The 11,984-nt window shown below is 65.9% G+C and carries 8 protein-coding genes and 1 rRNA gene; 5 read left to right on the top strand and 4 right to left on the bottom strand.

Annotation, left to right across the window (positions count from 1 at the left end):
* The first annotated feature begins 202 nt into the window (after nucleotides 1-202).
* The 5 genes from rrf (at nucleotide 203) to ACQ3DC_RS06455 (ending at nucleotide 6,494) form a co-directional block, all read left to right on the top strand.
* Nucleotides 203-319 (top strand): 5S ribosomal RNA (gene rrf / locus ACQ3DC_RS06475).
* A 527-nt stretch (nucleotides 320-846) separates the two neighbouring features.
* Nucleotides 847-1,134, top strand: coding sequence for an HU family DNA-binding protein (locus ACQ3DC_RS06470; protein WP_009358243.1), 288 nt, complete (start codon nucleotides 847-849; stop codon nucleotides 1,132-1,134).
* 115 nt (nucleotides 1,135-1,249) lie between these two features.
* Nucleotides 1,250-3,418, top strand: coding sequence for a cytochrome c oxidase assembly protein (locus ACQ3DC_RS06465; RefSeq protein ID WP_430751817.1), 2,169 nt, complete (start codon nucleotides 1,250-1,252; stop codon nucleotides 3,416-3,418).
* Nucleotides 3,418-5,445 carry an NHL domain-containing thioredoxin family protein gene (locus tag ACQ3DC_RS06460; protein WP_430751816.1) on the top strand — a complete coding sequence of 676 codons (2,028 nt, stop codon included), beginning with the start codon at nucleotides 3,418-3,420 and terminating at the stop codon, nucleotides 5,443-5,445. Before ACQ3DC_RS06465 ends, ACQ3DC_RS06460 begins: the two co-directional genes overlap by 1 nt.
* Before the next feature lie 167 nt (nucleotides 5,446-5,612).
* A complete protein-coding gene (locus tag ACQ3DC_RS06455) occupies nucleotides 5,613-6,494 on the top strand; it encodes a type IV toxin-antitoxin system AbiEi family antitoxin domain-containing protein (protein WP_430751815.1) in 882 nt (293 codons plus the stop codon).
* Between the two features lie 42 nt (nucleotides 6,495-6,536).
* On the opposite strand, the gene ACQ3DC_RS06450 is transcribed toward ACQ3DC_RS06455, so the two are convergent.
* The 4 genes from ACQ3DC_RS06450 to ACQ3DC_RS06435 all read right to left on the bottom strand — a co-directional run bounded on the left by ACQ3DC_RS06450 (nucleotide 6,537) and on the right by ACQ3DC_RS06435 (nucleotide 11,926).
* Nucleotides 6,537-7,529 (bottom strand): hypothetical protein, encoded by a 993-nt coding sequence (locus ACQ3DC_RS06450; protein WP_430751814.1) that lies wholly within the window; start codon nucleotides 7,527-7,529, stop codon nucleotides 6,537-6,539.
* A 70-nt stretch (nucleotides 7,530-7,599) separates the two neighbouring features.
* Nucleotides 7,600-9,300, bottom strand: a complete 1,701-nt coding sequence (locus tag ACQ3DC_RS06445) for a helicase HerA-like domain-containing protein (RefSeq protein ID WP_430751813.1) — start codon at nucleotides 9,298-9,300, stop codon at nucleotides 7,600-7,602.
* Nucleotides 9,301-9,452: 152 nt separating this feature from the next.
* Nucleotides 9,453-10,250 (bottom strand): polyphosphate--glucose phosphotransferase, encoded by a 798-nt coding sequence (gene ppgK / locus ACQ3DC_RS06440; RefSeq protein ID WP_321214699.1) that lies wholly within the window; start codon nucleotides 10,248-10,250, stop codon nucleotides 9,453-9,455.
* Nucleotides 10,250-11,926 (bottom strand): glycoside hydrolase family 13 protein, encoded by a 1,677-nt coding sequence (locus ACQ3DC_RS06435; protein WP_430751825.1) that lies wholly within the window; start codon nucleotides 11,924-11,926, stop codon nucleotides 10,250-10,252. Before ACQ3DC_RS06435 ends, ppgK begins: the two co-directional genes overlap by 1 nt.
* Between the last annotated feature and the right edge of the window lie 58 nt (nucleotides 11,927-11,984).

The following is an 11,984-nucleotide window of genomic DNA, read 5'->3' as shown; positions in this document are numbered from 1 at the left end:
CACACCACACCCGTGAAACCGGTTCAAAAGCGGTTCCACACCAGGGTTGGTAAAAAGATAACAAGACTGCTTGCGTCCACTATGTGGTTCCCGAACAACAAACCATTTGTTGCAGGGAACACCAACTAAATAACAACACCACAATGTTGTAACCACAACACTTCCCACCCCCCGGGACACCCGGGCGGACGGGTAACAAGGTTACGGCGGTCATAGCGTGGGGGAAACGCCCGGTCCCATTCCGAACCCGGAAGCTAAGACCCACAGCGCCGATGGTACTGCACCCGGGAGGGTGTGGGAGAGTAGGTCACCGCCGGACATACATTAGGTCGAGGCCCCAACCACCAGGTTGGGGCCTCCCGCATTTAACGCCCCCTCCCGTGGGGACCCTCTCTCACTTAACGCGCACTTCCGGCGGACCCTCTCTCACTTAACGCGCACTTCCGGCGGACCCTCTCTCACTTAACGCGCCCTCCCGGCGGGACCTTCTCTCACTTAACGCGCCCTCCCGGCGGGACCTTCTCTCACTTAACGCGCCCCCGGGGCCCTGCCGCACTGCCCGGCCGGCCCGCCGTCGACCACCAGCGCCAAACTGCAAGAGCACCCCAGGAAACCCCACATCAACCGAGAGAGCATCGCCGAAAAACCCGCATCAACTGAGAGAGCGTCCGCTGGCGGCTGAATCCGGGGTGAAAAACCCGAAAAATCCGGTGATTAACCTCAAAAAGTCGCGGAAACACGCGGAATTTGCGGAACGCGGAGGCCCAAGCTGGTAAGTTTTCGAACAGTGGCTTGTACGCATGCCGCGTATAGGCTCCAGAATCATGACCGTCCAGGAGGACATAAATGGCTAAGAACCGTAGTGAACTTGTTGCAGAGGTAGCTGGCAAGGCCGGCACCAGCCAGGCAGCCGTCAACTCCGTCCTCGACGCACTGTTCGAGGTTTTCGAGACTTCTGTCGCAGCGGGCGAGAAGATCACCATTCCGGGCTGGCTCGCCGTCGAGCGTACCGACCGCGCAGCACGCACCGGCCGCAACCCGCAGACGGGTGAGACCATCCAGATCGCGGCAGGCCACAGCGTCAAGCTGACCGCCGGCTCCAAGCTGAAGGCTGCAGTTTCCAACAAGAAGTAGGCTTCTTCCTCCCCGGCACGCAGCCGGCGCGGAAAAGGAGCGGCAACCACCAGGTTGCCGCTCCTTTTGTCTTTTAAGCCGATTCGCGGCCCGGGCAGGCGTAGCGGACAATGGAATGGTGTCTTCTGCCGCAAAACCACGTTCCACCCAGCCCCCGTCCGTTCCCGGCAAGGGAGTTCGGGGCAACGGTGCGCAGGCGGGGGACAGCGGCGCCTTGGGGATCTCCCGGACATGGCAAGTGGCCGGACTGGCCGCCCTCTTCCTGGGCCTGGCAGCTGCGCTCATCTTCTCCGGGGCTGCCGGCGCCAGGGCAGTCTCTGATCCTGGAGCGCTTGTCCGTTGGGGGCTCCCCGTCAGCAAGGCAATCCACAACGTGTCGCTGGCCACCGTCATCGGCGGCCTTGTCTTCGCCGTCGGCATCCTGCCCAGGAATGCGGGGCCCCGCAGCCGGAGCAAAGAGAGCAGTGAGGCACCCGAACACCCTGCCTTCAGCCGCGCCCTGGCCGTAGCGGCCGCAGCAGGTGCGACGTGGACATTGTCGGCCATCGCGGTCCTGGTCCTCACCTACTCTGATGTTGCCGGACAGGGACTCTCCGGCGATGCCGAGTTCACCCAGGCCCTGGTCTACTTCATGACGGATATCGAGACGGGGCGGGCCTGGCTGGCCGTCACCATCATCGCCGCCGTCGTGACAACGGCCCTGTTCGGAGTGCGGTCCCTCGGCGGCCTGGCGCTGACCCTGATCCTCGCCCTGGCCGGCCTGGTCCCCACAGCACTGATCGGCCATTCTTCAAGCTCCTCGGACCACGAAGGCGCCATCAACTCCCTGGGCCTGCACCTGGTAGGGGTCAGCACCTGGGTGGGCGGCATCATCATGCTGGCCCTGCTGTCCGGAATCCTGACCGGCCCCAAAGCCGCAACCGCCACCGACATCACCGAGCCGACGCTCCGCCGGTTCTCGTCGCTGGCCGGTTTTGCCTTCGTGCTCGTGCTCGCGTCCGGCATCATCAACGCCAGCATCCGGGTCACCAACTGGGGTGACCTCTTCGGTTCCCCCTATGGCCAGCTCATCCTGGCCAAGGCGATGGCCACCCTGGTCCTGGGCGGAATCGGGTTCATGCACCGGCAGTGGGTGATCCCGCAGCTGAGCCGCAAGGGCTCCACCATGTCCTCGCGGCGGGTCCTCTGGCAGCTGGTCCTGGCGGAATTCCTGGTGATGGGAGCAACGTCGGGTGTCGCCGTCGCACTGGGGCGGTCCGCCCCGCCGGAGCCCACAGCCTTCGCGCCCGATGCCACGCCCGCCTTCATCCTCACCGGGTACGAGCTTCCCCCGGAGCTGACCCCCGAACGCTGGCTGACAGAGTGGCGCCTGGACTGGCTCTGGATCGCCGCGGCGCTGTTCGGGCTTGTGTCCTACTTCCTTGGCGTGGCCAAGATCTACCGGCGCGGCGACAAGTGGCAGTGGTTCCGCACCGTGAACTGGGTCATTGGCCTGCTGGTGCTCACCTACATCACCTCTGGTCCGCCGTCGGTCTATGGCCGCGTGCTGTTCTCCGCCCACATGGTGGACCACATGGCGCTGACCATGGTGGCGCCGATCTTCCTGGTGCTGGGGGCGCCTGTGACCCTCGCACTGCGGGCCCTGCCTGCCCGTGGAGACGGTTCCCGCGGGGCGCGTGAGTGGCTGCTGGTGTTCGTCCACTCGAAGTTCTCGCAGCTGGTCACGCACCCGCTCTTCGCCGCCGCGAACTTCGCCGGCTCGATTGTGCTGTTCTACTACTCGGACCTGTTCGGCTTCGCCATGCGCGAGCATGTGGGCCACGAGCTGATGACCGTGCACTTCCTGCTGACCGGCTACATCTTCATCCTGAGCATGATCGGCACCGACCCGCTTCCGCTCCGGGCGCCGTACCCCATGCGGCTCGTCCTGCTCCTGGCCACCATGGGCTTCCACGCGTTCTTCGGCGTGGCCATCATGGGCGGGACCAACCTGCTGGCCGCGGACTACTTCGGGAACCTGGGCAGGGCCTGGGGCCAGTCGGCACTCGCAGACCAGCAGACCGGCGGCGCCGTGGCCTGGGGCATCGGCGAGGTGCCCACGCTCCTGGTGGCGATCGGCGTCGCCATCATGTGGTCCCGGTCGGACGCGCGGGAGACCAAACGCGTGGACCGAGCGGCAGACAGGAATAACGACGCCGATCTCACCGCTTACAACGATATGTTTGCCAAGTTGGCTGAACGCGATGCCAAGCTGGTTGAACGAAACAAGCTGGAAGGACGCTGATGAGCGAAACCGTACGCACGCATGCCCGGGTCCGGGCTTCCGAACTGGTGGGCCGTAACTGGTTGAACACCGGCGGCAAATCACTGGACCTTGAAGCCCTCCGCGGCAAGATCGTGCTGCTGGACTTCTGGACCTTCTGCTGCATCAACTGCCTCCACGTCCTGGACGAGCTGCGGCCGCTGGAGGAACAGTACTCCGATGTCCTGGTGACAGTGGGCGTCCACTCGCCCAAGTTCGAGCACGAGGCCGATCCCGTGGCGCTGGCTGCCGCCGTGGAACGCTACGAGATCCACCACCCGGTCCTTGACGACCCGGAGCTGGAGACCTGGAAGGCCTATACCGCCCGGGCGTGGCCCACCCTGGTGGTCATCGATCCCGAGGGCTACATCGTGGCGCACCTCTCCGGCGAAGGCCACGCGGACGGCCTGGCCGTGCTGATTCCCGAGCTGATCGCACATCATGAGGCCAAGGGGACCCTGCATCGCGGTTCCGGCCCGTACGTGGCGCCCGAGCCCACGTCCGGCACCCTGCGCTTTCCCGGCAAGGCGCTCTTCCTCCCGCCGGGCCGCGGTTCCACCGCCTCGGAGGGAACGTCCGACGGCGGTACCGCGTCGGGTGCCGCGGCCGCCGGTTCCGCAGCAAGCAAGGGCTCGTGGCTGGTCACCGATACCGGCCACCACCGGCTGGTGGAGCTTGCCACCGACTTCCACACTGTCCTGGGCACCTTTGGCTCCGGCAGCCGGGGCTACTCCGACGGCCCGGCCGCCGGTGACACAGCCGCGGCCCGGTTCAACGAACCCCAGGGCCTGGTCCTGCTGCCGGAAGACGTGGCAGCCAAGGCGGGTTACGACGTCGTCATTGCCGACTCCGTCAACCACCGGCTCCGCGGGCTGTCCCTCGCGGACGGCAAGGCCTCAACCCTGGCCGGCAGCGGCGTCCAGCGGCTGCTGGAGGCGGGACCCGCGCGCGTGGATGAGGACGCGGCGGGATTCACCGGCGCGCTCGGCGGGCACCCGCTGGATGTTGCCCTGAGTTCGCCGTGGGATGTTGTCTGGTCGCGCAAGCTCAACGCCGTGGTGATCGCCATGGCCGGGACGCACCAGATCTTTAGCTTCGATCCCATTACCGGCTCTGTTGCCATTGTGGCCGGCAACGGGCTGGAGGGCCTGCTGGACGGCGCCCCGCACGAGGCCTGGTTCGCGCAGCCCTCCGGCCTGGCCGAGGACGCGGACGGGAACATTTGGGTGGCAGACTCCGAGACGTCCGCCCTCCGCAAGCTGGTGATTGACGACGACGGCAGCGTCACGGTGGAGTCCGCCATCGGCAAGGGACTGTTCGACTTCGGCTTCCGGGACGGCCCCGCCGCAGAGGCCCGGCTGCAGCACCCCCTGGGTGTGACAGTCCTGCCGGACGGATCAGTGGCGATCGCGGACACCTACAACGGTGCCGTCCGCCGCTACGACCCCGCCTCGGGCACGGTGTCAACGCTCGCGCGCGGCCTCCTGGAGCCGTCCGACGTGATTGTGGACCACACGCATTCGGCCGGGTCCGAGCCCCTGCTGGTGGTGGTTGAGGCCAACAAGCACCAGGTGGTGTTCGTTCCCATCCCCAAGGAAGCCCAGCAGGTGGATGAGGGAGCGGTCCAGACCCACCGGCCCAAGAGCCCTGTGGCGCCAGGACCCGTTGAACTGGCCGTCCGCTTCACCGCCCCCACCGGGCAGAAGCTCGATGACCGCTGGGGCGATCCCACGCAGCTGAAGATCTCCTCCACCCCGCCGGAGCTCCTGGTGTCCGGCGGCGGAACGTCCGTGGGGCTGCTGCGGACGCTGGAGCTTTCACCTGAGGTGGCCGAGGGCGTCCTGCACATCACGGCCCGGGCTGCTGCCTGTGACGGCCCCGAGACCGAGGACGGCGAAATCCCGGACCACGCCGCCTGCCACCTTTACCAGCAGGACTGGGGCATCCCCGTGGTGCTGCAGCGCGACGGCGACCGTGAGCTGGTCCTGGACCTCCGCGGGATGGACTGACGCGCCGCCGAGTGTCCAACTGGCCCGGTTATTGGCTTGATGCCGCTTGAAACCGGGCCAGTGCCGCACCTTTTGCCCCCAAAACTGGGCCAGCCTGGGCCCAGGGTTCTCCACATAGCCCCCTTGCTGCCTCCCGTCGACCATGGGACTGCCGACAGTCTGGCTTGATGGACCCAACAGAGATCCTCAGGTCGGCCGGGGGAGTCTTGCTGCGGCGGGATGTGCTGGCCGCCGGTGCTACGGATGTGGAGCTTCGCCGGGCGGTCCGCAGCGGCCAGGTGCTACGGCTGGAACGAGGACTCCTGGCCACGGCAGATGCTGATGCGGAACTGGTGGCTGCAGGTCGTGCCCGCGGCATGGTCACGTGTGTTTCCGCGGCACCGTCATACGGCCTCTGGCGGCTCCGACCTGCTGCCAGTCCGCACTACTGGCAGAGCAATGGCCGGAGCGCAGTCCGTTGTGTCAGCCATCGTGTTGCCCTGACGCAGCCACCCCGGTATCGGACCCTGGCAGCACTTCCCGATGTCTTGCTTCATGCCCTTCTTTGCCTGCCGGAACTTGAGTCCCTGGTGATGGTGGAGTGTGCCTACAACCGCGGCGACATCGATCTGTCGTATCTGCTGCGCCACCTCGAGGGCAGCCGGTGTGGCAAAGCGCGGAACGTGGTGTCCAAAGTTGACCGTGGTGCGGATTCCCTGCTCGAAACACTGGCCCGGGTATTGTTCCGGGATGCGGGCATTCTTACCGAGACCCAAGTATGGATCGACGGCATCGGACGAGTGGACTTCCTGCTGGAAGGGTTCCTCATCGTAGAAATTGACGGGCTCGCCTTCCACCTCGAGGCGCGCCAGTTCAAAAAGGACCGGCGGCGGGATAACTCGGCAATACTGCAGGGCTTGCCCGTGCTCAGGTTCTTCTACGACGACGTGGTTCACGGGCCGGAATCCGTCCTGGCGCAGGTCCGTGAGGTTCTTGCCCGGGGTTCGCTGCGGTGGCCGCAACCACACCGGCCCGGTTATTCGCCCAGCTGGCGCCACAAAGGCCGGTAAACCTGGCATTAGGCAACTAAAACTGGGCTGTTGTGGCAGGGGCTAGAAGCTCAGCACCGGCGTGACCTTGACTGTGTCTCCTGAGACGTCCAACCGGGTGGTGAAGCTGAAGTCCACCTCTTCGCTGAGGGGGTACCAGGCGCCGGTGAACAGGTTCTGCTGGAGGGCCTCAACCTTGGCCTTGCCGTCGAGGGGAGCCACCACCCAGCGCCCGTCGAAGGGCTCGATGGACACGTTGGGGTACTCCGTCACGGTCCACTTGATGGTGCCGTCCTGCACCCTGTTGTTGCTGGCGTAGTAGAACGGGCAGTCGGGCTGGAGCTTCTGCTCCTTGGCTGCTTCGGCTGCGCAGCTGTCCAGGAATTCCTTGACCTTCGCCGAGACGTCCTTCTTCAGGGTGTCCGTGGCCTGGGTGAGGAGGTTGAGCGGTGCTACCGGGGCGTCCCGCGCCGTCACGGTGGCCCTGGTGGGTGATGCCGAAAAGTACTGGCCGTTCACGGTGGCCTCGTACTCGCCTGGATAGAACACCGCAAAGGAGTTCCGGCCGTTCGGCATGTTCACCGGCACGCCGTTGACGGTGGCCTCGCTGGCGTTGACCACCGTGATGTCAAGAGTGGGAAGCCTCGACGGAACAAAGGCCCACGTGTTGAAGAAGATCCACTCGGTTCCGGTTTTCTCCAGCAGGAACTCGGTGCGGAGCCGGCTGCCGTCAATGGTGTATTGCATGGGCACCATGACCTGGTTGTCCGGGAGCTCCACCGCGTCACCGATATCCACGTTCGTGAACCGGGACGTTGCAGTCTGCAGGGCGGTTCCGTCCAGCATGGCGGCGTTGCTGGGCGGCACGGTTGCCCTAAGCAGCCCCAGTGCCTTGCCGCCGTCGCCGCTTTGCAGTGCCTCCAGATACTCCCGGACCGGCTGCTGCGGGCCAGCCACCGTATTGTTGACCAGGTTCACCGCAACGACGGCTCCGGCGACGGCAAGCATGAGTCCCAGCAGCCATCCGGCCGCGATCCTCACCAACGCTTGACTCATCTGCACTGTCATTACGTTACCTGCCAAGCGGCCGACGACGGCAGTCGGGCATGGCGGATGCGGTACCTGGTCAGCGGCGGCGCCGCCGGGACGACGTGCCGAACACCCCGCGCAGCAGCTCCCGCCCAAGCTGCGTGCCGATGGACCTCGCCATGCTCTTCAGCCCGCCGCCCAGGGCTCCGCCCAGCACGCCACCCAGATCCCCCATCATCGAATCACGCGCCTCGGGCCGTGGTTCCCGCGGTTCTTCCGTCCGGGAGCGGCGCGTTCCATCCCCGGAAGCTGCCGGCCGGCTGCTGGGGCGGCCGAGGATCTCCTCCTCGATCCGGCGTGCCTCGGCGTCGATGTCGGTAGTTCCGCCGGCAGCCTTGCCTGGAACGGCCACCCGGCCATCGGCGGCCGGCCCCGTGGGAGCGGCAGCCTTCCCGGAAAGCTTTTCGAAGGCCGACGGATTGTCCACCGCCGTTCCGTACCTGGCCAGCAGGGCTGACGCCGCCACGGTGCTGCGGACCAAAGCCTCGTCGCTCGGACCCATCACCGACTCGGGCGCCCGCAGGCGGGTCAGCGCCACGGGGGTGGGGGCACCCTTCTCATTCATGACGGTGATGACGGCCTCGCCGATGCCGGCGGACGTCAGGGTTTCCTCCAGGTCGTAGTCGCTGAGCGGAAAGGTGGAGACCGTGGCCTTCAATGCCTTGGCGTCCTCCGGGGTGAACGCGCGGAGGGCATGCTGCACCCGGTTGGCGAGCTGGCCCAGGACCTCGGCCGGGACGTCCTTGGGGGTCTGGGTGACGAAGAAGATTCCCACGCCCTTGGAGCGGATGAGCCGGACCGTGGTGGTGATGGCCTCCAGGAAAGCCTTGGAGGCGTCGTTGAAGAGGAGGTGGGCTTCATCGAGGAAGAACACCAGCTTGGGTTTGTCCAGGTCGCCGGCCTCGGGGAGGTCCTCGAACAGGTCGGCCAGCAGCCACATCAGGAAGGTGGAAAACAGCATGGGCTTGGTCTGCAGCGTGGGCAGCTCCAGGCACGTGATGACCCCGCGGCCGTCCGGGGCGGTCCGCAGCAGCTCCGCGGTATCGAATTCGGGTTCCCCGAAAAACCTCTCCAGTCCCTGCGCCTCGAGGCTCACAAGCTCGCGCAGGATCACCCCGGCGGTCGCTTTGGACAGGCCGCCGAGTTCCTCGAGCTGGTCTTTGCCCTCGTCCGAGGTGAGGAACTGGATGACGGCACGGAGGTCCTTCAGGTCAATGAGTTCCAGGCCGTTCTTGTCCGCAAAATAGAAGACCAGCTGCAGGCTCGATTCCTGCGTGTCGTTCAGTTCCATGATCCGCGAGAGCAGGATGGGCCCGAAGGAGGACACCGTGGCCCGCACGGGGACGCCGTTGCCATCGCCGCCCAGGGCCAGGAACTCCACCGGGAACGTCTTGCCCTGCCATGGCTGCCCGATGCCCTCCGTGCGTGCGGTGAGTTTTTCACTGCCGACGGCGGCGGTGGCCAGCCCGGAGAGGTCGCCTTTGATGTCCGCCAGGAAGACCGGCACGCCGGCGGTGGACAGCTGTTCGGCCATCATGTGCAGTGTGACGGTCTTGCCCGTGCCGGTGGCACCTGCCACGAGGCCGTGCCGGTTCATCATGGAAAGCGGCAGCCGCACCGGCGCGTCCTTGTGGAGCTCGCCGTCCACGATCGCGGCTCCCAGCTCTATGGTGGCGCCTTCCAGCGTGTAGCCCTTCTGGAGGGTGGCAAGCTTCTCTGCTGTGGTTTTGTTGGCCATGGCGCTAGCTTAGCGGCGGCCGCAACCCCGCACCGGTCCGCGCCTCGTGACTAAGGACCGCTTGGGCGGGTGGCAGCTTCGTTGGAAGGGCCGACGGCGGCGTGGTGAGTGCCGCCGTCGGCCCTTTTTGGGGACGGTTTCGTCGCGTGCCCTCAGGCTGCAGCTGCCCGCAGGGCAGCACCCACGACGCCCGCAGAGTTTTCCAGGCTGGCCGGGATGACCGGGGCGCGCAGTGACAGGCGAGGCAGGTATTCGTTGCTGCATTCCGAAATTCCCCCACCGATGATGATCAGGTCGGGCGAGAACAGGAACTCCACATGTGACAGGTACAGCTGGAGCCGGTCCGCGTACTCGATCCAGTCCAGGCCTGCATTTTCGCGGGCGACGGCCGATGCCCGGGATTCTGCCTTGTGCCCGCCGATTTCCAGATGCCCCAGCTCGAAATTGGGTATCAGCTTTCCATCAACGATGAGTGCTGATCCGATGCCCGTTCCCAACGTGAGGACCAGGACAACGCCGCGTTTGTCCTTCCCGACGCCGTAATGGGCCTCTGCCATACCAGCGGCGTCGGCGTCATTCACCACGCAAACGGGCCGGCCAAGCCGTTCCCGCAAGTAGGCTTGAACATCCAGTCCGATCCAGCCGGCGTCCATGTTTGCTGCCGACCTGGCCACTCCGTGCTGGACTATCGAGGGGATGGCGACGCCGACAGCAGGGGCGCTATGGCCGGGGCTTTCGGATTCGAGCTCGTCGATGAGCTGGTCCAGGGTGTCTGCGACTGCATCAACCGTGCCGCAGGCAGGTGTCCGGAGGCGACGGACGCCGCCGACCGGGGTGCCGCTGCCCATGTTGATGACCGCGCCCTTGATCCACGTCCCGCCGACATCGATGCCGATCCCGAAATCCAGTCCGGACGGTACGTCCGTGGTATCGCTCGAGGGTGCTGCCATCACGCTTCCTGGAGCCAGGCCGTGGCTGCTCCGGGCAGGGAACCTGCCGTGAGCGGCGAACTGGAGACCAGTACCTTGCCGGCGGGCAGTTCGAAGGCTTCCGTGCCGAAGTTCGTTACGGAGGTCCAGCCGTTGGGGCGCCGGAAGGCCAGGACGTCAGGCCGGCCGGTTTCCAGCCATTCCAGCACTTCGGTGGTCTGCAGCCGTGACCGCAGGGCCAGCGCCCTGCGGTAGAGGGACAGGGTTGACTCTTCCCGGACCTCCTGGGCTTCCACTGAGTAGCCTGCGAACCATTCCGGTTGCGGCAGGTGGGCACCGCCCGTCCCGAAACCGAACGAGGTGCCCGAGCCTGTCCAGGGCAGCGGCACGCGGCAGCCGTCGCGGCCGATTTCCACGCCTTTGTTGCGGAAGAAGGCCGGGTCCTGGCGTTCTGCGTCGGGGATTTCGCTGCCGACTTCCTGCAGGCCCAGTTCCTCGCCCTGGTAGAGGTACGCGGAGCCTGGAAGGGCGAACATCAGCAACGATGCGGCACGGGCGCGGCGCAGGCCGAGTTCCACGTCGACGTCTTCCTGCTTGCCGCCGGCCAGCAGCCACTGCTTGCCGGCCTCGCCGGCCATGATCCCGCCCTCGGCCGAAGGTCCGGAGACTGGCAGCCCGTAGCGTGTGGCGTGCCGTACGACGTCGTGGTTGGAGAAAACCCACGTGGAGGAAGCGCCGGAAGCCTGGGCCTCGGCGAGGTTCTTGGTGATGATCTTCCGGTACTGGGCGCCGTCAAAGTCTGCCTGCAGCAGGTCGAAATTGAAGGCCTGGCCAAGGCCCTCCGGGCTGGCGTAACGTGCCCGGCGGTCCGAGTGCACCCAGGCTTCGGCAACAGCGGTGCGCGGCGGGTTGTACTCGTTGAAGAGCTTGCGCCACTCGGCATAGATCTCGTGGACTTCGTCGCGGTCCCAGTACGGATGCGCACCGGCAAGGTACAGCGCCTCGCCCTGGGTTTCGAGGTCTGCCTTGGTGGGCAGGGACTCTTCGAGGTTCTTGGTCAGGGCATGGGCGACGTCAATCCGGAAACCGTCCACGCCCCGGTCGGACCAGAAGCGCAAGGTCTTCAGGAAGTCTTCGCGAACCTCGCGGTTGTCCCAGTTGAAGTCCGGCTGTTCCTTGGCGAAGATGTGCATGTACCACTGCCCCGGAGTTCCGTCGGGTTCTGTGATGCGTTCCCAGGCGGGACCGCCGAACACGGAGTCCCAGTCTGACGGCGGAAGTTCACCGTTGTCGCCGAGTCCGTCACGGAAGATGTAGCGGTCGCGGGCGGGGGATCCCTTCGGGGAGGCGAGGGCTTCCTGGAACCACTCGTGGCGGTTCGAGGAGTGGTTGGGCACGATGTCCACGATCAGCTTGATGCCGGCGGCGTGCAGGGCGGAGGCCATGTCGTTGAAGTCCTCGAGAGTGCCGAGCCGCGGGTCAACGTTACGGTAGTCGTCCACGTCATAGCCGCCGTCGGCGAGGGCTGAAGGGTAGAACGGGCTCAGCCAGACCGCATCGATTCCCAGAGCCTTCAGGTAAGGGACCTTGGCGGTGATGCCGTTGATGTCACCGATACCGTCGCCGTTGGAGTCGGCGAAGCTGCGGGGGTAGATCTGGTAGACCGAGGCCTGGCGCCACCAGTCGGGGTCGGTCATCTGCTTGGGCCCGGTGCTGGTTGCCTTGGTGGCGATGGAGGGCAAGACTTTGTCCTTT

Source organism: Paenarthrobacter sp. NEAU-H11 (assembly GCF_050573415.1).
GTDB lineage: Bacteria > Actinomycetota > Actinomycetes > Actinomycetales > Micrococcaceae > Arthrobacter.
The sequence above is the reverse complement of the archived record's forward strand: the minus strand, read 5'-3'. Positions and strand labels throughout refer to the sequence as shown.